General features: G+C 71.0%; 22 protein-coding genes. 12 read left to right on the top strand and 10 right to left on the bottom strand.

Going from position 1 to position 19367, the window contains the following annotated elements; all coding sequences use genetic code 11:
• Positions 1–6 precede the first annotated feature (6 nt).
• Positions 7–861: an MHYT domain-containing protein gene (locus AB0L53_RS02855; RefSeq protein WP_363989342.1), complete on the top strand. Its 855-nt coding sequence runs from the start codon at positions 7–9 to the stop codon at positions 859–861.
• Between the two features lie 135 nt (positions 862–996).
• Here AB0L53_RS02855 and AB0L53_RS02860 read toward each other — a convergent pair whose 3' ends face one another.
• Complete coding sequence (locus AB0L53_RS02860; RefSeq protein WP_358187960.1) at positions 997–2022, bottom strand: 6-phosphofructokinase; 1026 nt, start codon at positions 2020–2022, stop codon at positions 997–999.
• Between the two features lie 78 nt (positions 2023–2100).
• Between AB0L53_RS02860 and AB0L53_RS02865 the strand changes: the two genes are divergently transcribed.
• Together AB0L53_RS02865 and AB0L53_RS02870 are read left to right on the top strand one after the other, a co-directional pair.
• On the top strand, positions 2101–2703 hold the full coding sequence (locus AB0L53_RS02865; protein WP_358538496.1) for an IS607 family transposase: 603 nt from the start codon (positions 2101–2103) through the stop codon (positions 2701–2703).
• Between the two features lie 235 nt (positions 2704–2938).
• Positions 2939–3667: a Clp protease N-terminal domain-containing protein gene (locus AB0L53_RS02870; RefSeq protein ID WP_358538499.1), complete on the top strand. Its 729-nt coding sequence runs from the start codon at positions 2939–2941 to the stop codon at positions 3665–3667.
• Here AB0L53_RS02870 and AB0L53_RS02875 read toward each other — a convergent pair.
• Together AB0L53_RS02875 and AB0L53_RS02880 are read right to left on the bottom strand one after the other, a co-directional pair.
• Positions 3645–5012 carry a N,N-dimethylformamidase beta subunit family domain-containing protein gene (locus AB0L53_RS02875; protein ID WP_363989346.1) on the bottom strand — a complete coding sequence of 456 codons (1368 nt, stop codon included), beginning with the start codon at positions 5010–5012 and terminating at the stop codon, positions 3645–3647. The two genes, AB0L53_RS02870 and AB0L53_RS02875, sit on opposite strands and share 23 nt — an antisense overlap.
• Positions 5013–5110: 98 nt before the next feature.
• The gene (locus AB0L53_RS02880) at positions 5111–6025 is read right to left on the bottom strand and encodes a lactonase family protein (RefSeq protein ID WP_363989349.1); all 915 of its coding nucleotides are present in this window, start codon (positions 6023–6025) and stop codon (positions 5111–5113) included.
• 22 nt (positions 6026–6047) lie between these two features.
• Here AB0L53_RS02880 and AB0L53_RS02885 point away from each other — a divergent pair, with 22 nt between their 5' ends.
• Positions 6048–6959 (top strand): helix-turn-helix domain-containing GNAT family N-acetyltransferase, encoded by a 912-nt coding sequence (locus AB0L53_RS02885; RefSeq protein ID WP_363989352.1) that lies wholly within the window; start codon positions 6048–6050, stop codon positions 6957–6959.
• A 12-nt stretch (positions 6960–6971) separates the two neighbouring features.
• Here the strand turns inward: AB0L53_RS02885 and AB0L53_RS02890 are convergent, their stop codons facing one another.
• The 3 genes from AB0L53_RS02890 to AB0L53_RS02900 all read right to left on the bottom strand — a co-directional run bounded on the left by AB0L53_RS02890 (position 6972) and on the right by AB0L53_RS02900 (position 8755).
• Positions 6972–7115 carry a hypothetical protein gene (locus tag AB0L53_RS02890; RefSeq protein WP_363989354.1) on the bottom strand — a complete coding sequence of 48 codons (144 nt, stop codon included), beginning with the start codon at positions 7113–7115 and terminating at the stop codon, positions 6972–6974.
• A gap of 2 nt (positions 7116–7117) precedes the next feature.
• Entirely contained in the window at positions 7118–8140 is a 1023-nt protein-coding gene (locus tag AB0L53_RS02895) for an alkaline phosphatase PhoX (RefSeq protein WP_363989357.1), read from the bottom strand.
• 147 nt (positions 8141–8287) lie between these two features.
• A complete protein-coding gene (locus AB0L53_RS02900) occupies positions 8288–8755 on the bottom strand; it encodes a DNA starvation/stationary phase protection protein (protein WP_357945077.1) in 468 nt (155 codons plus the stop codon).
• A gap of 107 nt (positions 8756–8862) precedes the next feature.
• On the opposite strand from AB0L53_RS02900, the gene AB0L53_RS02905 reads away from it, so the two are divergent.
• Together AB0L53_RS02905 and AB0L53_RS02910 are read left to right on the top strand one after the other, a co-directional pair.
• The gene (locus AB0L53_RS02905; protein ID WP_363989360.1) at positions 8863–9618 is read left to right on the top strand and encodes a helix-turn-helix domain-containing protein; all 756 of its coding nucleotides are present in this window, start codon (positions 8863–8865) and stop codon (positions 9616–9618) included.
• Complete coding sequence (locus AB0L53_RS02910) at positions 9615–12056, top strand: VIT domain-containing protein (RefSeq protein ID WP_363989363.1); 2442 nt, start codon at positions 9615–9617, stop codon at positions 12054–12056. Before AB0L53_RS02905 ends, AB0L53_RS02910 begins: the two co-directional genes overlap by 4 nt.
• Positions 12057–12157: 101 nt before the next feature.
• Here AB0L53_RS02910 and AB0L53_RS02915 read toward each other — a convergent pair whose 3' ends face one another.
• Positions 12158–12421, bottom strand: a complete 264-nt coding sequence (locus AB0L53_RS02915; protein WP_363989366.1) for a YciI family protein — start codon at positions 12419–12421, stop codon at positions 12158–12160.
• Positions 12422–12493: 72 nt separating this feature from the next.
• On the opposite strand from AB0L53_RS02915, the gene AB0L53_RS02920 reads away from it, so the two are divergent.
• The 3 genes from AB0L53_RS02920 (at position 12494) to mmuM (ending at position 15015) form a co-directional block, all read left to right on the top strand.
• Positions 12494–13198: a Crp/Fnr family transcriptional regulator gene (locus AB0L53_RS02920; protein ID WP_363989368.1), complete on the top strand. Its 705-nt coding sequence runs from the start codon at positions 12494–12496 to the stop codon at positions 13196–13198.
• A 42-nt stretch (positions 13199–13240) separates the two neighbouring features.
• Positions 13241–14059: a trehalose-phosphatase gene (gene otsB, locus AB0L53_RS02925; RefSeq protein ID WP_363989371.1), complete on the top strand. Its 819-nt coding sequence runs from the start codon at positions 13241–13243 to the stop codon at positions 14057–14059.
• A gap of 89 nt (positions 14060–14148) precedes the next feature.
• Positions 14149–15015, top strand: coding sequence for a homocysteine S-methyltransferase (mmuM, locus tag AB0L53_RS02930; RefSeq protein WP_363989374.1), 867 nt, complete (start codon positions 14149–14151; stop codon positions 15013–15015).
• 12 nt (positions 15016–15027) lie between these two features.
• Here mmuM and AB0L53_RS02935 read toward each other — a convergent pair whose 3' ends face one another.
• The gene (locus AB0L53_RS02935; RefSeq protein WP_363989376.1) at positions 15028–15459 is read right to left on the bottom strand and encodes a DoxX family protein; all 432 of its coding nucleotides are present in this window, start codon (positions 15457–15459) and stop codon (positions 15028–15030) included.
• Between the two features lie 83 nt (positions 15460–15542).
• Here AB0L53_RS02935 and AB0L53_RS02940 point away from each other — a divergent pair, with 83 nt between their 5' ends.
• The gene (locus AB0L53_RS02940) at positions 15543–15998 is read left to right on the top strand and encodes a MarR family transcriptional regulator (RefSeq protein ID WP_358538527.1); all 456 of its coding nucleotides are present in this window, start codon (positions 15543–15545) and stop codon (positions 15996–15998) included.
• A 57-nt stretch (positions 15999–16055) separates the two neighbouring features.
• Here AB0L53_RS02940 and AB0L53_RS02945 read toward each other — a convergent pair whose 3' ends face one another.
• Positions 16056–16757, bottom strand: a complete 702-nt coding sequence (locus tag AB0L53_RS02945) for a lysophospholipid acyltransferase family protein (protein WP_225298509.1) — start codon at positions 16755–16757, stop codon at positions 16056–16058.
• Between the two features lie 147 nt (positions 16758–16904).
• On the opposite strand from AB0L53_RS02945, the gene AB0L53_RS02950 reads away from it, so the two are divergent.
• Both AB0L53_RS02950 and AB0L53_RS02955 read left to right on the top strand, forming a co-directional pair.
• A complete protein-coding gene (locus AB0L53_RS02950; RefSeq protein WP_357639918.1) occupies positions 16905–17663 on the top strand; it encodes an alpha/beta fold hydrolase in 759 nt (252 codons plus the stop codon).
• Between the two features lie 46 nt (positions 17664–17709).
• The gene (locus AB0L53_RS02955; protein ID WP_363989380.1) at positions 17710–18168 is read left to right on the top strand and encodes a hypothetical protein; all 459 of its coding nucleotides are present in this window, start codon (positions 17710–17712) and stop codon (positions 18166–18168) included.
• Positions 18169–18196: 28 nt separating this feature from the next.
• Here the strand turns inward: AB0L53_RS02955 and AB0L53_RS02960 are convergent, their stop codons facing one another.
• The gene (locus tag AB0L53_RS02960) at positions 18197–19333 is read right to left on the bottom strand and encodes a hypothetical protein (protein WP_363989382.1); all 1137 of its coding nucleotides are present in this window, start codon (positions 19331–19333) and stop codon (positions 18197–18199) included.
• Between the last annotated feature and the right edge of the window lie 34 nt (positions 19334–19367).

Consider the following 19367-nt stretch of genomic DNA (forward strand, 5'->3'; position numbering starts at 1 on the left):
GTGCGTATGTCGCCGATTGACCACTTCTCCTATGGGCCGCTGACCCTCCTTGTCGCCTACGGTATGTCCAGCATCGGGTCCATGCTCGGCCTGCTGCTGACCTCGCGGGCCCGGCTGGTCAGCGCCAGGGAGGCCCGATATTGGCTGGCGGGCGCGGCGGTGGCCATCGGCGGCACCGGCATCTGGACGATGCACTTCATCGCCATGCTGGGCTTCTCGGTGCAGGGCACGGTGATCCGCTACGACATGCCGCTCACCGCGGCCTCGGCGCTGCTCGCGGTGGTGGTGGTCGGCGCCGGGCTGTTCGTGGTCTGGCGCGGCGGCGAGCGCGCCTCGTACCTGCTCGGCGGCGGCATCCTGACGGGCATCGGCGTGGCCGGCATGCACTACCTGGGCATGTACGCGATGAACATGGCGGGGGACGTCACCTACGACCCCCTGTTCGTGGCGCTGTCGGTGGTCATCGCGATCGTCGCGGCCACCGTCGCGCTCTGGTTCACCCTGCGGGTCCGCGGCGCGCTCAAGATCGGCGGCGCGGCGCTGGTCATGGGCGTCGCGGTGACCGGCATGCACTACACGGGGATGTACGGGATGTCGGTGCACGCGCACAGCCCGGCGGGGCCGGTCACCGGCGCGAAGGCCATCGACTTCCTGCTGCCGCTGATCGTGGGGCTCAGCGTGATCACCATGGGGCTGCTGCTCACCGTCATGCTCTCGCCCTCGGAGAAGGAACTGCACCGGGAGGCGGAGTTCCGTGCCCGGCTGGAGGGACGCACCCCGCCGCAGCCACAGGACGGTGCCCGGGTGGCACAAAACGGGGGCGCGCCGGATGTGGATCTCTTCGGCACGCCCCGCTCTTGAGCTATGTCATAGGTACGGCTTGCGGCGCGTGGTGGGCCGCCGACTCGCCGCGGCGCAAGCCGTACCCTGAGGGGGTTGTAGCGGTAACCCCGCTGATACAGAAGCTACGGCCGCCCGCTTGCAACCCGCTTTCAATCAGCCGAAGAACACCTCGGCCTCCGCGTAGCGCGACACCGGCACCGTCTTGAGCTCGGCCGTCGCCACGTCGAGCCCGACGCGGACCATGTCGGTGCCGCGCAGCGCCACCATGATGCCGTAGTCGCCCTCGTGCACCGCGTCGATCGCCTGCAGCCCGAACCTGGTGGCCAGGACCCGGTCGTAGGCCGTCGGGGTGCCGCCGCGCTGGATGTGGCCGAGCACGGTGGTGCGGGCCTCCTTGCCGGTGCGCTTCTCGATCTCCTTGGCCAGCACCTCGCCGATGCCGCCGAGCCGTACGTGGCCGAACGCGTCGAGCTCGCCGGCCTGCAGCGCGATCTGGCCCTCGATCGGGTGCGCGCCCTCGGCGACCACGAGGATCGGCGAGTAGCGGGTGCGGAAGCGCGACTCGACGTACTCGCAGACGCGGTCGATGTCGAACGGCCGCTCGGGGATCAGGATGACGTTGGCGCCGCCCGCCATGCCCGCGTGCAGCGCGATCCAGCCCGCGTGCCGGCCCATGACCTCGCAGATGAGCGCCCGGTGGTGGGACTCGGCGGTGGTGTGCAGGCGGTCGATGGCCTCCGTCGCGATGTTGACGGCGGTGTCGAAGCCGAAGGTGTAGTCGGTGCCCGACAGGTCGTTGTCGATCGTCTTGGGCACGCCGACGACCTTGACGTCGCGCTCGAAGAGCTGCCTGGCGACGCCGAGGGTGTCCTCGCCGCCGATGGCGATCAGCGCGTCGACGCCGGTGGCCGCCAGGTTCTCCTTGATGCGGTCGACGCCCCCCTCGATCTTGATGGGGTTGGTACGCGAGGAGCCGAGAATCGTGCCACCCCGCGGAAGGATGCCCCGTACGGCCTGGATGTCCAACGGCATCGTGTCGCCTTCGAGCGGGCCGCGCCAGCCGTCACGGAACCCGACGAACTCGTGACCGTAGACGCTCACCCCCTTCCGCACAACCGCCCTGATCACCGCGTTGAGTCCGGGACAGTCGCCGCCTCCGGTGAGCACTCCGATTCGCATGACGGGTTCCTCCTATGGGTTTCTTGCCGTTAGTGAAAACATCAGTTCTTCTCAGTCTTCGTCTGAGATTGTCGATATGTGAAGCTCTCGGAGTGGGCGCGGCGGAACGGCGTGCATTACCAGACCGCCTGGCAGTGGGCGCGAGACGGGAAGATGCCCGTCCCGGTGGTCAAGACCGCCACCGGTAGGTACATGGTCCTCGATCGGACGGCCGAGGTCACGGGCCGGACGGTCGCGTACTGCAGGGTGTCCGGCACCGACCAGCTGGCCGAGCTCGATCGGCAGGCGGCCCGCGTGGTCCGCGCGGCCACCGCGATGGGCCTGACCGTCACCGAGGTCGTCGGCGAGGTCGGCTCGGGCATGGACGGCGACCGGCCGAAGCTGGCCCGCCTGCTGCGCGACGCGTCCGTGGGCGTGATCGTGGTCGAGCGCCGCGACCGGCTCGCCCGGTTCGGGCTGGAGCAGCTGTCGGCCGCGCTGGAGGCCACCGGCCGCCGGATCGTGGTCACCGACGAAACGGAGGCCGGCGAGTCGGGCGCCGTCCCGGGCGCCCGGGTCGACGACGAGCTGTTGCGCGACATGGCGGAGGTCCTCACCTCGCTCTGCGCCCGGTTGTACGGCCGGCGCTCGGCCGCCCGCAGAGCCAGGGCCGCGCTCCGGGCCGCCTTCGAGGCAGCGTGAGGCGGCGCATGTCCCCGGCGAGCGAGGCGCATGCCGATGGAGCCGGCACGAGGATCACTAAGATTCTCCGAACGGTTTCACGACCTGGACCGTAATTCTGCCCGTCCACGCGGCCAGTGGTCTAGACCAAACGCGAGCGTAGTGACCGGAACCCCTTTCAGGGAGGCGATTTCGCGGGGTCCCCCATCGTCAACCATGGGTTGACGCCCCCGCATCGTCAACCTATGGTTGACTCATGGATCAGACCGTACGTCTCGACGACCTCATCAACGCGATCAAGAGCCGTCACCCCGACGGCGACCTCCTCGGCCAGCTCTCCGACGCCGTGACGTTGGGCGAGCACCTCGGCGAGGTGGCCGACCACCTCATCGGCCACTTCGTCGACCGAGCCCGGCACTCCGGCGCCTCCTGGACCGAGATCGGCCGCAGCATGGGCGTGACCAAGCAGGCCGCCCAGAAGCGGTTCGTCCCCAAGGAGGGAGGGCTGGCCGAAGAGCTCCGCGCCTACGCCCGCTACACCGACCGGGCGCGCTCGGTCATCGTGCGGTCCGAGCAGGCGGCCATCAGGGCGGGCAGCGAGTACATCGAGCCCGAGCACCTCGTGCTCGGGCTGCTGAGCGAGCCGGAAGCGCTGGCGGCCAAGGCCATGGTGACGCTCGGCGCGCCGCTGGAGCGGGTCGAGGAGGTCATGACGGCCATGCTCGCCCCGCCGAGCGAGAACGCGCCCGACAAGCCGCCCTACGCCCCGCAGAGCAAGAAGGCCCTGGAGCTGACGCTGCGCGAGGCCCTGCGGCTCGGCCACAACTTCATCGGCACCGAGCACATCCTGCTCGGCGTGCTGTCGCTCGGCGAGGGGACAGCCGTGGCCGCGCTCGACGGGCTCGGCGTGACCAAGGAGGGTGCCGAGCCCGAGATCCAGCGGATGCTCGCCGAGATCCTGCTCAGGCGCCAGGGGAAGGCTTAGGGCGCCCCGCCGGGCCCTGGGCGAACCTGGTCAGGATGTTGCGCGTCGCGCGGCGGGTGAAGGGGGCGGCGGCCTTGGTGACGCCGTGGCCGCACCGCCTTCCCCGCATCCCGCACACCCAGCGCATCGTCCCGGAGGCGAACACCCCGGCCCCTCCCGGTGCGGTGTAGTAGGTGCTGTCGGAGGACGTCGCCCGGCCGCCGCAGTCGACCGGCGAATGGGCCAGCACCTTGATGTTCTCGGGCGAGCCGTCGGACACCTTGTCGGTCTCGACGCCGGCCAGGCCGGGGAAGCGCCTGCCCCGGGTGCCCTCGAAGATCCAGTGGCCGGGTCTGCGCAGCACGTAGGCGGCCTCTGCGGGGAAGCAGTCGTACTCCTGCCCGACCAGCGCGCTCTCCGGCGCGGACGCGCGCCAGAGCGGGCACTGGCTCTCCTTGTCGCACGCGATCATCCGGCCGTACAGCCCGATGCGCCAGTAGACGGCGTTGGCGCCGAGGAAGGCCAGGTTCGTGCCGGCGTCGCGGGCCTGGGTGACGGCGGCGCGCATGCCGGGAGACCAGTACTCGTCATGTCCCAGGGACACCACGGCCCTGGCTCCGTCGAGCACGCCGGGGCGCAGGTCCAGGCTGGTCAGGTAGGCCAGCGGCACGCCGCTCCGCTCGGCCAGCTCGATCGCGGACAGCTCGAAGTCGAGGAAGAGCCGCGCGCCCGAGGTGTCGTAGGGCCGGTCGAAGGTCACCTTGCGCGAGCGGTCGTCGAACCCGCCCGGACCCTGGTAGAGGCTGCGGCCACCCCACAGGTTGTACGCCTGCCAGGTGGTCACCGCGTTGACCAGCACCACCCGCCCCTGTGTCGAGGCCGACCGTACGGTGATCGGGACGTAGCGCTGGCCGCCGCTGGAGGCGTCCAGGCGTACCAGGTAGGCGCCCTCCCGCCAGCCGGTCGTGTCGACGGTGAGCGAGGGCTTCCAGTGGGCGGCCGTGACCATGCCCTCCACCGTCTGGGGCGGCGCCTGATGTACCCCGGTGAGCGGGCCGGAGTGCCACACCTCCGCCGGGTGGGCGCCCACGCGGAAGGCGTGCGCGGTGAAGCGCGGCGCGGTCGTGGAGACGCGCATCCGGAACCGCTCGCCGGGCAGCACGCTGACGCGGTCGGCGTATCCCTCGATCTCGTGCTCCGCCCCGCGCTCGGTGATGCGCCAGCGCACCGGCCGGGCGGCCGGCACCTCAGCGGGGGCGGGCGCGGCGGCTTCGGGCGCCGGAGCGGGCGGGTGGGCCGGGGCGGCGGGGGTGGTGCTGCCGCACGCGGACGCCAGCAGGATCAGGACGATCAAGGACTTGCGCACAGCGCACCATGGTCACGACCGCCCGCCCACCGGACCGGCGACTTGGGGAAGTCCTTACGCCCGCAGCACGCAAGAAGGCCCCGGACGCGCAAGGACCTTTACGCCGGCAGGATGCAAGAAGGGCTGTCGACTTCCAGCACCTGACCCGTCGGCTCGGGTACGCCGTCCTTCAGCGCGAACTCGGTGACCACTCCCGAGTGCTGGTTGGCCACGTACAGGCGGTCGCCGGCGATGGCGAAGTGCCGGGGCCATTCGCCGCCCGACGGCACCTCGGCCACCGGTGTCAGGTCCTCGGCCCGCAGCACGGTGATCGTGTTGGGGCCGCGGTTGGCCACGTACAGGAAGTCGCCGTCCAGGTCGAGGTGGGAGGGCTGGTTGACGCCCTCGGCGCGCGAGGCGAGGGTGCCCGCCGTCTTCTCGCCGTCGATGAGGGTGACGATGCCGTCGAGCTCGCCCACGACGTACAGGCGTGAGCCGGCGAAGACCATGTGGCGCGGCCCGGTGCCCGGGGTCAGGCGCAGCGGCTCCAGCGCCTCGCCCTCGGGGGTGTAGCGGCGGATCTGGTCGGTGCCCAGGTCGGAGACGTACAGCAGGCCGTCGTGGAAGACCGTCTGGTGGGCGTGCGGGCCCTGCTGGCGCTCGGGGTGCGGCCCGGAGCCCTCGTGGCGCAGCACGATCGGGCGGCCCTCGAACGCGCCGCGGGAGTCGAGGTGATGCAGGCTGACCGTCCCGTCGCCGTAGTTGGCGACGGCGAGCAGATTGCCCTCCGGATCGACCGCCACGTGGCAGGGGCTGTCACCCATGCTGGGCCGCTCGTCCAGCGGGGCGAGCGCGGCCGCTTCCGTGCTGAACGCGCTCAGCCAGCCCTGGGCCAGCTCGCCCACCGCGTACAGCACCGGCAGCTTCGGATGCGCGGCCAGGAACGAGGACGAGGTGAGGCGGGTCAACTCTCCGCCGGGGGTGACGATGCCGGGCCCATATCCGCCTATATACAGGTGCTTCACAGAAGGCATCCTCTCATGCTTGACTAAAGCAATGAGTTCGTTGACAAAGGCAAGGGTCGCCGAGATCAGGGCCTTCAACCGCTTCTATACGAAGGTCATCGGCGTCCTTCAGGCCGGAATGCTCGACTCGCCCTATTCGCTGGCCGAGTGCAGGGTGCTGTTCGAGCTCGGGCACGCGGGCCGGCTGGAGACGGGCGAGCTGCGCGCCCTCATCGGTCTCGACGCGGGCTATCTGAGCAGGATCCTGACCCGCCTCGAGGGCGACGGACTGATCTCGAAGGAGCGCGCGGCCACCGACGCCCGCAAGCAGGTCGTCCGGCTCACCGCGGCGGGCGTCGAATCCTACGGGCTGCTGGACACGCGGTCGGACGAGGAGGCCGAGCGGCTGCTGGCCACGCTGCCCGAGCCGGGGCAGGAACGCCTGGCCGCGAGCATGGCCACGATCAGGACGCTGCTGGAGGGCGCCGGCGAGCGCGAGCCGTACGTGATCCGGCCCCTGCGCACGGGCGACCTGAGCTGGGTCGTCTACCGGCACGGCGTCCTTTACAGCCGGGAATACGGCTGGGGCATGGACTTCGAGCGGCTGGTGGCCAGGATCATCGGCGCGTACGACCCGTCGCGCGACATGGGGTGGATCGCCGAGGTCGGCGGGGAGCCCGCCGGGTGCGTGTTCTGCGTACGGGAGGACGACACCACCGCGCGGCTCCGGCTCCTGCTGGTCGAGCCGTCGGCCCGCGGGCTTGGCCTGGGCGGGCATCTCGTGAGCGAGTGCATGCGCCACGCCAAGGCCGGGGGCTACAAGCGGATCACGCTGATGACCCGCGACTGCCTGGACAGCGCGCGGCGCATCTACCAGGCCGCCGGGTTCGAGCTGGAAGCGGAGCACAAGGAGACGGAGAACGGGATCGAGGTCACCGAGCAGGAGTGGAGCCGCGACCTCTAGGCCACCGTTTGCTCAGAGCCTTTCGGTGAGCGTGCGGGCCGCCTCCGTGACCAGCTTGCCGTACTCGGGCCGGAGGCCATCCGGCATGCGGCTGGCCGGGGTGGAGATGCTCAGGCCGGCGATCGGGCCGTCCGGGCCCAGAACGGCGGCGGCCACGGCTAGGCGCGGAAGGGGCCGGCCACCTCGAAGGTGCGGCCGTCGTCGCGGCCCCGTCTGGCCGAGAAGTAGAGCCGCCCGCCGTCGGGCGCGAACGCCAGCCCTGTGAGCTCGGCCCCGCTGAGGCCACCGAGCTTGAGGAACGGCGTGACCGCCCGGTCGGGGGTGATGACGTCGATCTCCGTCGACTGCCTGGCGACGTAGAGGTCGCCCGAGGGGGCGGCGGTGATCGCGCGTACGCCGTCGCAGATCCGGTCGAGCGTGGAGGTCTCGGCGTCGTAGGCCCACAGGCCGCTGTCGCCCTCGGTGGTGAAGTAGCAGACCCCGCCCGCGTAGTGGCAGCCCTCGCCGCCGTCGAAGTGGCGGGCGTCGTCCATCTGGTGGCGCGTGGCCTTGAGCAGGGCGGCGGGCGACGGCACCGGCTTCCAGTCACCGGCGACGCAGAGCACCTCCAGGGTGCCCTCAGTGAGATCGCCCCAATCGCCGGGCCTGAACCGGTAGAAGCACCCGTCGGGCTCCCCCTCCGTCAGGTAGACGACCTGCCGGTCGGGGTCGCAGGCGGCGGCCTCGTGCTTGAACCGGCCCATGGCCAGGCGGGGGCGCCCGGCCCGCATGCCGTACGGGTCGCACTCGAACACCCGGCCGCGGTCACCGAGCTCGCAGGAGAGCCAGCTGTGCCACGGCGTCGCACCGCCCGCGCGGTTGCGGTCGGTGCCGGACAGGATGCGGTAGGCGTCGGCGATCGAACCGTCGGCGCGGAACCGGAGCGCGGACGCGCCGCCGAGCAGCGGCAGCTCGGAGTTGGACACGTAGATCCAGCCGGTGCCGTCAGGGAAGCACGCGCCGCCGTCGGGTGCCGCGTGCCACGTCAGCCCGGCCACCTTCTGGCCCGAGCGGGCCACGACCCGGCCGCTGAACCCCCCGGGCAGCGCCAGATCGTCGCCGCCTGGCGGCTCCAGCGGGCCGTAGGGGCTCATCCCGCCCTGCCAGAGCGGGCCCGTGCGGAGGAGAGTCTTGCTGGACATCGTGAGGCCTCCCTCTAGGTGCCACGCTAGTCGACCCCGCCGACATGAATGACAGGGAGGCCCGAGATCAAACTCTGCGCGAAATCTCTGGCCGTCAGGTGAGCGCGACGATGCGCCGGCCGCCCGGGAGCGCGGGCAGTGGCGGTGTCAGCGCTGGGCCTGGAACATCCAGTGCTGCTTGTCGATGTCCTGAGCCACCGCGATGAGCAGGTCCTGGCTGACCGGGTCGGGCTCATCAGTCGCGGCGACACGCTCACGCATCCGCTTGCCGACGGCCTCCAGGATGTCGGTCATCGTCGCCACGACCTTGCCGTCCTCGATCCAGCCGTTCTCCGGCTGCGAGAGCTTGGTGGACTTGGCGATGGTGGCCGCGCGGCCGTCCGGGTTGATGCTCAGGGCGACGGCGCGTTCGGCGATGGTGTCCGCGTGCTCACGGGCCAGGGCGGTGACCTCGTCGAGCTGGAGGTGGATCTGCCGGAAGTGCGGGCCGGTCAGGTTCCAGTGCATCTGCTTGGCCAGCAGTGAGAGATCGAGGAGATCGACCAGGGCTCCTTGAAGGGCCGTCGCGACCGTCTTCTTCGCATCGCCCGAGAGCGGACCGGTGATCGTAGCCATGATGTGTTCCTCCCCGTGGTTCGACATCAGGGTCTCTTTGCGACCCACCCCCTTTGCCCGCTTTCCCTTGGTTGACACTGCAATAGTGACAGTGTAATTGTGAAGGTATGAGCGAGACCTGGACCATCCGTGAGCTGGCGGAGCGCGCCGCCGACGCGTTGCGCGCGCACGCCCAGCCGCACGCGCAGCCGCTCAACGGCCGGGTCCGCGACGTGCCCGGCGAACGGTTGATCAGGTGGTACACCACGATCGGCCTCGTCGACCCGCCACTGACCAGGCGTGGCCGGATCGCCCAGTACGGCCGGCGGCATCTGCTGCAGCTCGTGGCCATCAAGCGGCTGCAGGCGGCCGGGCGGTCGATCGCGGAGATCCAGACCGCCCTGACCGGCGCCACGGACACGACCTTGGAGCGGACCGCCCACCCCGGCTGGTCGCCCCTGGACGAGGACGTCGCGGCGACGGCGGCCGTTCTGGACGCCACGACGACCGGGACGACGGCGCCCCAGGGCGAGGCGGCTCAGGATGAGGCGGGCATTGCGGAGAGTGAGACGGGCCTTGCGGAGGGCGAGACACCTGAGGCGGCGGCCCTCCCCGACGGCTCGGCGACTCGGTCCGGGAGCCCGCGCGGACGGTTCTGGGCCGCGCGCCCCGCCGATACTCCTCCGCCCGACGGTGCGGGCCGACCCGCACCCCTCCCCCGGCCCAGGGGGCACGGGGCGCTGGTGCGTGGGATCAGGCTGGCCGACGGAGTGACGCTCGTGCTCGACGGCGCCGGCCGTACCCCGGCTGAAGACGACATCCAGGCGGTACTCACCGCGGCGGCACCGCTGCTGGCGCTGCTCGAAGAGAGGAAGCTAGCATGAAGATCACTTCGCTCGAGCCCACCCGGTGCCTGCCGGTGCCGGACGCCGGGTTCGGCGCGCTGCGGACCGCGCGCGGGAACCTGCCTCTGGAGAGCGTCGACGTGTCCGCCGACATCTCCGGCCTGATGGCCGAGGTCGAGGTGACGCAGGGCTTCCGCAACCCGTACGACGTCACGCTGGAGGCCACCTACGTCTTCCCGCTGCCTGACAGGGCGGCGGTGACGGGGTTCAGGATGGAGGCCGACGACCGGGTGATCGACGGCGTGCTCAAGGAGCGCGGCCAGGCCAGGGCCGACTACGACCAGGCGCTGCGCGAGGGGAAGCGGGCCGCGATCGCCGAGGAGGACCGGCCCGACGTGTTCACGATCACGGTGGGCAACCTGCTGCCGGGCGAGCGGGTGACGGTCCGGCTCACCCTGAGCCAGCCGCTGCCGTACGAGGACGGCGCGGCCACGTTCCGCTTCCCGCTGGTCGTCGCCCCCCGCTACATTCCGGGCACGCCGCTCGACGGCCCCGGCGCCGGCGACGGCACCGCGCCCGACACCGACGCCGTCCCCGACGCCTCGCGCATCACGCCGCCGGTGCTCCTGCCCGGCTTCCCCGATCCGGTACGCCTGTCGCTGACGGCCACGATCGACCCCGCCGGGCTGGACCTGCGGGAGCTGGCCTCCAGCCTGCACGTGGTCGAGGAGGAGGGTCATACCGAAGAAGAGGGTCATACGGTACGACTGCGGCCGGGCGAGCGGCTGGACCGCGACTTCATCCTGCGGCTGTCGTTCGAGGCCTCGACCGCGTTGCAGCTCGACGGCCGGGGCGCGTTCTCGCTGACCGTGCTGCCCCCTGCGCTGGAGTCGCCACGCACGCCGCGCGACCTCGTCCTGCTGCTGGACAGGTCTGGCAGCATGGGCGGCTGGAAGATGGTCGCCGCGCGCCGGGCCGCGGCGCGGATCGTCGACACGCTGACGGAGCAGGACCGGTTCGCGGTGCTGACGTTCGACTCGGTGGTGGAGGAGGCGTTCGAGGGGCTCGTGACGGCCTCGGACCGCAACCGCTACCGCGCGGTCGAACATCTCGCGCGCGTGGACGCCCGCGGCGGCACCGAACTGCTGGAGCCGCTGCGCCGGGCGATCTCCCTGCTCCACGACCAGGACGGGCGCGAACGCGTCCTGGTGCTGGTCACCGACGGACAGGTGGGCCACGAGGACCAGATCCTGGAGCAGACCGGCGGCGCGCTGTCGGCCATGCGGGTGCACACCGTCGGCATCGACCGGGCGGTGAACGCCGGGTTCCTGGGCCGGCTGGCCGGTCTGGGCGCGGGCCGCTGCGAGCTGGTCGAGTCGGAGGACCGCCTGGACGCCGCCATGGAGCAGATCCACCGCCGCATCGGCGCGCCCCTCGTGACCGACCTGTCCCTCAAGGGCCTCGACGTGGAGCCCGGCACGGTCACCCACCTGGGCTCCATCTTCCCGGGCGTCCCGCTGCGCGTGCACGGCCGCTACCGGGACGGCTCGTCGGTGACCGTACGCGGGCTGGCATCGGGCGCCCCGTGGGAGCAGCAGGTGACGGGCACCGTGGTGGACAACCCGGCGATCCGCGCCGTCTGGGCCCGCGCGCACCTGCGCGAGCTGGAGGACCGGTACGCCATGGGCGAGCACGAGCTGGAGGCGGAGATCGTCCGGATCTCGCTGGAGAACGGCGTCCTGTGCCGCTTCACCGCCTACGTCGCGATCGACACCAGAAAGGTGGCGGAAGGCGAGCCGGAGCATCGCGTCATCCAGCCCGTGGAGCCGCCGAGCGGCTGGGAAATGCCGCAGAACCCGCCGATGATGCCCTTCATGGCCCAGGCCGCGGTGATGGCCGCGCCGTCCCGCCCCATGTCGATCCCCGACCCGGGCTTCGCCCCCGGCCAGAGTCACGGCCTCATGGGCACCCAGGAGACCGGCGCCCCAGACGCGGCCAGCCGCACCAGAGGGGTCGACTGGGAGGCGGAAGCGGGTCCCGGCGGCGCGCCCCGCAGCCCCGGTGGAGGCTCAGCCGGTGGTTTCGGCGGTAGCTCGGCCGGTGGGCGGATGAGCCCGTCGCCGCGGTTCGCGCCGCCCGCCGCTCCCCGTCCGGGCGGGCCCGGCCTGGAGTCCGTCAGGACGCAGCTGGTCGTCGAGCTCGACCGGCTCCGGGCGCTGCTCGGCGCTCCCGACCCGCTCTACCTGGCGGATCTGGGCTCCCGGCTGTCGGCGCTGGCCGCCTTCCTGGGCGGGCATCCGGAGCTGGCCGCCCTGGGCCGCGAGCTGCAGACGGCGGAGCAACCGGGCATCGACGCCGAAGCGCTGCGGGCGCACGCCATCGAGGTGCTCACCGCAATCACGAGCGGATCACCCTCGGCCCCGACCGGATCGCCCGCGCCGGGTACGCCCCGCCGCCCGTTCTGGAAGCGCACCTGACGACACCGCCCGCGTGACCTGTGGGTGTGGGGTGTGTCCGCATATTTCCGGCCACCCCACACTCCATAGACCGGTGAGCCGGGGCCGGGCGACCAGATCCGTTACAGAATCGGCGTCCACTCCTTGAGCAGCACCACCTCATACCCGTTCACCGCCGTATACGGATCGCTCCGGAGGATGTCCCGCACCTCCCCCTCATCGGCCGCCTCGTACACATGCAACGCCCCACTGTCGTCCGCCCACGGCCCCGCCGTCACGAGCCGCCCCTGGTCATGGAGCCCGCGCAGATGCTCCCGATGCGCCGGCCTGACGGCCAGCCGCCGGGGATCGCCGTCGAACGCCAGCTGCACCACAAATCTCGCCATACCCGCACGCTAGGCCCGCGAGCTGGACGGTCGCCGCATCACCGGGCACGGCCGTGGTGTATCACCTGATACATGACGCACACGCTGGCCGCCCTCCCGATGTTCCGTGAGCTGGGCAAAGAAGGGCTGCGCAGGCTGGAGTCCGTCGCGCGGCAGCGGCGCTACCCGGCGGGGCAGGTGCTCTGCACCGAGGGCGACCCGGCCGACCAGCTGATCGTGCTGCTCGACGGCCGGGTCAAGGCCGGGCGGGTGAGCGTCGACGGCCGCGAGGTCGTGCTGTCGGTGGACGCCGCACCCGTGGCGTTCGACAAGACGACGCTCCTGGTGGAGGGCACGCACCGGGCCACGCTGACGGCCCTCACGCCGGTGGAGGTGGCCTACCTGCCAAGCGTGGCGGTGCTCGAGGTGATCGCCACCGAGCCGTCGGTGGCGGCCCGGCTCATGCGTACACTCGCCCAGACCGTACGCGACCTCGACGAGCGGCTCACGGACGCGGTCGTGCTCGACGTCTCCGCGCGGGTGGCCAAGTGGCTGGTACGACGCAGCGAAGGTGGCCGGGTCCAGCTGCACGCCGGACAGGCGGGCCTGGGGGCCGAGATCGGCGCGACCAGGGTGAGCGTCAACCGGGCCCTGCGGTCCTTCGAGCGCCGCGAGCTCGTCGAGATCGGCGACGGCGAGGTGACGGTGAAGGACGCCGAAGCGCTCGCCCGCATCGCGAAGACCACTCCAACCGGCGACGGAACGAACTCCGGCCAGGTTCGCCCGAAATACGAATAGGCGTCTATCGAAGTCCGGCGGGCTGTTCTATCGTCACCGTACATGGCGACCTCTCGCGCACCGCTGCGCTTCGCCGAGGCGATCTCCGCCACCGTTTCCGCGGCCCGGGAATCGGGTTTCTTCTTCGATTTCGACGGCACTGTCGCGCCCATCATGAATGATCCCGACGCGGTGCTCCCCGTCCCCGGGGCGGTGGAGCGGCTGGGCGCGCTGGCGGAGCTGTTCGCCCGCGTCGCCGTCGTCTCCGCGCGCCCCGCCGCGTTCCTGCGCGACCGCTTCTCCGGCGCCCCCGGCGTGCGGCTCTTCGGCCTGTACGGCCTGCAGACGGTGGTCGACGGCGAGATCAGGAACGCCGGTGAGGCGGAGCCATGGGCGCCGGTCATCCGCCGCCTGGTCGCCGACGCCGCCCGCGATCTGCCGGGCAAGGTGCTGGTGGAGGACAAGGCGCTGATGGTCGCGCTGCACTACAGAGCGGATCCGGCGCTGCGTGGCGCGGTGGAGAGATGGTCGTCGGCGAAGGCCGCCGAGCTGGGCCTGGCCGAGCAGTTGGGCCGCATGGTGGTCGAGCTCAAGCCGCCGGTGCACGGCGACAAGGGCACCGTCGTCGAAGCGGAGAGCGCCGCCCTGGCCAGGGCCTGGTACTTCGGCGACGACCTGTCCGACGACCGCGCCTTCGAGGCCCTGCGTACGCGCGAGGAAGGCGACCCGGAGTTCGTCGGGGTCAAAGTGGCGGTGGCGAACAGCGAAACCGGCGACGAACTGGCCCGCCAGGCGGATTTCACCGTGGCCGGCCCGGCCGACGTCCCGGCCATGCTGGACGAGATAATCCGCGCTTTCCATGGCAACCGGCAAACGCAATAGCCCCGGCCGGAAATTCACCCGCCTTATTAGAGCGGTTCACCCGAGCCGGAAAGTGCTGTCGAGTACGCGGGGCACCATACCCTGGACGGGTGAGCACCCTTGTCCTGGACGGTGGCCTGGCCACCCGCCTCGAAATGCTCGGCGCCGACCTGAGCGACGAGCTGTGGTCGGCGCGGCTGCTGGTGGAGGATCCGGCGCTGATTCGGCGCGTGCACGCCGACTACTTCGCCGCCGGCGCCGACGTGGCCACGACCGCGAGCTACCAGGCGTCGATCCCGGGGTTCGTCCGGCGCGGGCTCGACGAGGCGCAGGCAGAACGGCTGATCAGGCTCTCGGTCGAGCTGGCCGGCCAGGCCCGTGACGAGGCCGGGGGCGGGCTGGTGGCCGCCTCGATCGGCCCCTACGGCGCCTACCTGGCCAACGGCGCCGAATACACCGGCGACTACGACCTCGACGAGCTGGGCCTGCTCTCGTGGCACCGGCCACGCTGGGAGATCCTCGCCTCGAGCGGGCCCGACCTGCTCGCCTGCGAGACCATCCCGTCCTACCCGGAGGCGCGGGCGCTGGCCAGGCTGCTCGCCGAGACGCCGTCGGTCAAGGCGTGGGTGAGCTTCTCCTGCCACGACGCCGCGCACCTCAACGACGGCACTCCGATCGCCGAGGCCGCCGCGTTGTTCGCCGGCAGCTCGCAGGTGGTGGCCGTCGGCGTCAACTGCACCGCGCCGCGGCACATCCCCGGCCTCATCGCCACGCTGGCCGGCGGCCTGCCGGTGGTCGTCTACCCGAACTCCGGCGAATACTGGGACGCCGAGCAGGGCCGGTGGCGCGGCACCGCCGAACCCGTGGAGTACGGCCAGGCGGCCGAGGAGTGGCAACGGGCCGGCGCCTCGCTCATCGGCGGCTGCTGCCGTACCACTCCCGAGCACATCAAGCAGATCCGCGCCCACCTGTCCTGAGCCACGTCAAGCTCAGGCTGCGACGTTCTCAGGGGTGCGGCGGCGGGAGGAGAGCACGCGGTCGAGGGCGAGCGCGCCACCTCCGCTGAAGCCGACGGCCAGCGCGCCCGCCGCCAGCGACAGGACGAACTCGAAGCCGCCCTTGTCCACCCCGAACCCGTTGGCCCCATGGACGAACAGGATGGCGCCCGCCATGTCGAGCGCCAGCAGCGTCCCCACGACGGGCAGCGCCACACCGAGGATCAGCGCCAGGCCGCCCGCGACCTCCAGCACCGCCACCGCCGGAGCGGCGGCCGCGGCCAGCGGGATCCCGGCCGACTCGAAGAACTTGGTGGTCCCGGCGATCCCCATCATGGCGAACTTCTGGTAGCCGTGCACCAGGAAGATCACGCCGACGGCCACTCGGGCGACCAGGATGGCTACGGAACGTGACTGGTCAAGCATGCGCTCTCCAAAGGCAGTAGTTCAGATTTGAACCAGCACTCTACCCGGAAGTTCAAATCTGAACAACAAGTACACTGGACGCCGTGACGGACACCGCGTGGCTCGACGAGACGGAGATGGCGGCTTGGCGCGCCTTCCTGTCCACCTCCCACCTGCTGGAGCGACGCATCGAAGAGCAGCTCAAGGCCGCGGCCGGGCTGACCCACCCGCAGTACGAGGTGCTGGCGCGCCTGGCCGACGCCCCCGGCCGCCAGATGCGCATGACGGAGCTGGCCAGGGGCGTCGTGGTGTCGAAGTCCGCGCTGACCTACCAGATCGGGCAGCTGGAGAAGGCTGGCCTGGTCGAGCGGACCACCTGCCCGTCAGACGAGCGCGGCGTGCTGGCCGTGCTGACCGAGGCGGGCGTCCGCTGCCTGGAGCGCGTCGCCCCCGGCCACGTGGAGGTCGTCCGGGCCTACCTCATCGACCGGATGACCCGCGGCGAGTTGGAGACGATGACCACCGCCATGCGCAAGACCGAGCAGGCACTACGGCAGTGACCGCCGCCGGGCGCGAGACCGAGCAGGCACCAGGGCAATCACCGTGATGAACGGTGGTCAGCCCTTGGCGGCCCGGGCCGCGCGCTCCATCTCGACCTTGGCGCTGGCGGCGTACTTGTCGACGTACTCCTGCTCCGACAGCTCCATGAGCGCGTACATGATCTCGTCGGTCACGGCGCGCAGCACCAGCCGGTCCTCCTCCATCCCGTAATAGCGGGAGAAGTCGAGCGGCTTGCCGAACCGCACCCCGGGCCGAATCCCGAGCTTGGGCAGCGGGTGGCCGGGGGGCATCATCTCGAAGGTGTGGACCATGGCCCACGGGATCACCGGCACCCGCGACATGAGGGCCAGGCGGGCGACGCCCGTCTTGCCCTTGTACAGGCGGCCGTCGGGTGAGCGGGTGCCCTCCGGGTAGATGCCCAGGACGTTGCCCTCGCGCAGCACCCGCATGCCGGTGCGCAGCGCGGCCTCGCTGGCCTTGCCGCCCGAGCGGTCGATCGGCACGGTGCCGACGCCGCTGAAGAACAGCCGGGTGAAGAAGCCCTTGACGCCGCGCCCGGTGAAGTAGTCGGACTTGCCGAGCGAGATGACCTTGCGGCGCAGATGCAGCGGCCCGAAGAAGTGGTCGGCGAACGACAGGTGGTTTCCGGCGAGAATGACCGGCCCCTGCCTGGGGACGTTCTCCACACCCTCCGCCCACGGCCGGAAGACGACGCGGAGGATAGGCCCCAAGATGGCCTTGACCACCCAGTAGAACACCCGGCCACCTCTTCCCCACAGCGCGATCTGTAAGCAAAGTCATCTTCGCATCTCAGAACCGATGCTCCTACCTCACCTCTCGCACAATCCACCTCGATCGTGCGACGATCGGGCAATTCCGGGATGAAATCCCACCGAGGAGCTGTTATGCCGCTCATGCCAGGCGCGGAGCCTTATCACCACGAAGCAGGCCAGGTCGGCGTACTGCTGTGCCATGGCTTCACCGGCACCCCGCAGTCGCTACGGCCTTGGGGCGAATATCTCGCCGGGCAGGGGGTGAGCGTCTCCCTCCCCCGCCAGCCCGGACATGGCACCACCTGGCAGGAGATGAACCGCACCCGCTGGGACGACTGGTACGCCGAGGTGGAGAAGGCGTTCGAGGACCTCCAAGGCCGCTGCGCTAACGTGTTCGTGGCGGGGCTGTCCCTGGGCGGCTGCCTGGCGCTGCGGCTGGCCGAGGTGCACGGGGACGCGATCAGCGGCGTCATCGTGGTCAACCCGTCGATCGTGCGCGATGTGCCGCTGCTGATGCTGGCCCCGGTGCTCAAGTGGTTCCTGCCGTCGGTGCCGGGGGTGGCCAACGACGTCAAGAAGCCAGGCGTGACCGAGTTGGCCTACGCGCGCACGCCGGTGAAGGCGGCCGCTTCGCTGCCCGGCCTGTGGTCGCTGGTCCAGGCCGACCTGGTGAAGGTGACGCAGCCGCTGCTGGTCTTCCACAGCACCGAGGACCATGTGGTGAAACCGAGGAGCGTGGAGATCATTCGCCAGAACGTACCGCAGGCCACGATCGAGGAGCTTACCGATAGCTACCATGTTGCGACGCTGGACAACGATGCCGACAAGATCTTTGCCGGGAGCCTCGACTTCATCCGGACACATGCCTCGGTACCCTTGCAGAGGGACTGATCGCACCCAGGGGGAAGTCGCGATCGCTGCGGAGAGGCCGATCTAGGTGACGCCCCAGAGTGATGAGGACGAGGTCTGGCGCCAGATCGTCGCGTCCTTCAACGACACAGCCGAGCGCGACTCGGCCGACCAGCCATGGCCGGACAGCGAGAACGTACCGGTCGAGCCCGTCGCCCGGGTGGTCAAACCCGCGGTCGACGAGGACGCCGACATGGAGGCGGAGCAGGGCGACGAGGACCTCGACGAGGATGAGGACGGCGAGGAGCGCTTCGTGCCCCCGCCGCCGCCCCCGCTGCCCAAGCTCGACCTGCCGACCAAGCTCGCCTGGGTGGCGCTGTTCGGTGGCCCCGCCTATCTGTTGATCGCCGCGATGGCCAACTGGCAGATGGAGGGCTGGGCGCTCTTCACCGCCGTGGCCGCGTTCATCGGCGGCTTCGTGGCGCTGGTGGTGCGGATGGGCGACGGCCCGCCCAACGACGGCTGGGACGACGGCGCCGTGCTCTGAGACCGGCTGGGACTCCTTCAGCGACCGGCTAGGAGTCCTTCAGCGAAGGCTCTCTGGGCCCGAACAACTCCACCACGTCCGTGTAGCGCTCGCGGGCGTCCACGGCGTGACCGACCGCCCAGACGTCGCCCTTGCCCGCGAGGTAGGTGACCGCCTGCAACCGCACGCTGTCCTTACCCTTCGCGGCGCCGCCCCGGATGATCTCGCAGTCGCTCTTCTCGCAGCGCATCATGAACGGCTCGGCGGCCCGCGACGGGTCGAAGCCGGAGATCCAGAACCGGCCCTTGCCGTCGCCGGTGACCCCGTAGAGCCGCGACTCGGTCTCGGGCAGCCGCTCGCGCTTCCAGCGCTTGCCGTTCCACGACAGGACGAGCGGGTCGACCTCGCCGTCACTGCCGTAGACCCCGCCCACGGCCAGCGCCCGCTTGGGGCCGTCGACCTGGATGTCGCGTAGGTAGCCGCCGGGAATGTCGGGCACGCGCATAGGCTTCCAGGTGGCGCCCGACAGGTGCATGATCAGCGGTGCCCGGCCGGTGTCGCCGACGGCGAACCCGTTGGACACACCATAGAGCGCGCCCGGCTCCAGGACCTTTCCGTCGTCGTCCCTGGGGGACTCCTGGGTGGTCCACTCGCCGCCCTGGCCGGTGAGGATGAGCCAGGAGTTGTCGCGGCTGCCGACGGCCACGACGCGCCCCGGACGGGCGTCGATGCCGCCGAGCCAGTCGCCCCCGCGCATCCCCTGCGCCCTGACCCGGTCGAAGCCGCCGGCGTCTCCGTGGGCGAGGTAGGGCAGGCCGTCGTGGCCGTCGCCCACGGCCCACACGTCGGACGGTGAGGTGGCGGCCACGCCGCGCAGGTTGCCGGCCCCGGTGGCGTCGCGCAGGGTCACCTCGGACCAGCTGGAGCCGTTCCAGTGGCGGACCGTGCCGCGGTTCTTCCAGACGTCCCAGATCTCCTGCTGGCCGACGGCCCAGACATCGCCTGACGAGAGCGCGGTAACGTCGGAAAGCGAGCCGTCGGCGTCCAGGCGGACGCTCGTCGACTGCTGCCACGCCTCAATGGTGGCGGGGCGGGGATCGGCATGCGCGGCGGGCGTGACCTGCGACAAGGCCACGGACGTCGCCAAGATCAGGGTGAGCGCACGCCGCTGATAGCGACGGGTCATGAGCAAATGCTACGGGTTCGCGGACCTCCCCGCC

This window comes from Nonomuraea sp. NPDC052129, assembly GCF_040680095.1.
In the GTDB taxonomy this organism is placed as follows: Bacteria; Actinomycetota; Actinomycetes; order Streptosporangiales; family Streptosporangiaceae; genus Nonomuraea.

What these genes read in the sequence shown, in the direction of transcription:
- AB0L53_RS02855 (WP_363989342.1), top strand. Translation starts at nt 7, where the DNA reads ATGTCGCCGATTGACCACTTCTCCTATGGGCCGCTGACCCTCCTTGTC.
- AB0L53_RS02860 (WP_358187960.1), bottom strand. Translation starts at nt 2,022, where the DNA reads ATGCGAATCGGAGTGCTCACCGGAGGCGGCGACTGTCCCGGACTCAAC.
- AB0L53_RS02870 (WP_358538499.1), top strand. Translation starts at nt 2,939, where the DNA reads ATGGATCAGACCGTACGTCTCGACGACCTCATCAACGCGATCAAGAGC.
- AB0L53_RS02880 (WP_363989349.1), bottom strand. Translation starts at nt 6,025, where the DNA reads ATGCCTTCTGTGAAGCACCTGTATATAGGCGGATATGGGCCCGGCATC.
- AB0L53_RS02885 (WP_363989352.1), top strand. Translation starts at nt 6,048, where the DNA reads ATGAGTTCGTTGACAAAGGCAAGGGTCGCCGAGATCAGGGCCTTCAAC.
- AB0L53_RS02895 (WP_363989357.1), bottom strand. Translation starts at nt 8,140, where the DNA reads ATGTCCAGCAAGACTCTCCTCCGCACGGGCCCGCTCTGGCAGGGCGGG.
- AB0L53_RS02900 (WP_357945077.1), bottom strand. Translation starts at nt 8,755, where the DNA reads ATGGCTACGATCACCGGTCCGCTCTCGGGCGATGCGAAGAAGACGGTC.
- AB0L53_RS02905 (WP_363989360.1), top strand. Translation starts at nt 8,863, where the DNA reads ATGAGCGAGACCTGGACCATCCGTGAGCTGGCGGAGCGCGCCGCCGAC.
- AB0L53_RS02910 (WP_363989363.1), top strand. Translation starts at nt 9,615, where the DNA reads ATGAAGATCACTTCGCTCGAGCCCACCCGGTGCCTGCCGGTGCCGGAC.
- AB0L53_RS02915 (WP_363989366.1), bottom strand. Translation starts at nt 12,421, where the DNA reads ATGGCGAGATTTGTGGTGCAGCTGGCGTTCGACGGCGATCCCCGGCGG.
- AB0L53_RS02920 (WP_363989368.1), top strand. Translation starts at nt 12,494, where the DNA reads ATGACGCACACGCTGGCCGCCCTCCCGATGTTCCGTGAGCTGGGCAAA.
- otsB (WP_363989371.1), top strand. Translation starts at nt 13,241, where the DNA reads ATGGCGACCTCTCGCGCACCGCTGCGCTTCGCCGAGGCGATCTCCGCC.
- AB0L53_RS02935 (WP_363989376.1), bottom strand. Translation starts at nt 15,459, where the DNA reads ATGCTTGACCAGTCACGTTCCGTAGCCATCCTGGTCGCCCGAGTGGCC.
- AB0L53_RS02950 (WP_357639918.1), top strand. Translation starts at nt 16,905, where the DNA reads ATGCCGCTCATGCCAGGCGCGGAGCCTTATCACCACGAAGCAGGCCAG.
- AB0L53_RS02960 (WP_363989382.1), bottom strand. Translation starts at nt 19,333, where the DNA reads ATGACCCGTCGCTATCAGCGGCGTGCGCTCACCCTGATCTTGGCGACG.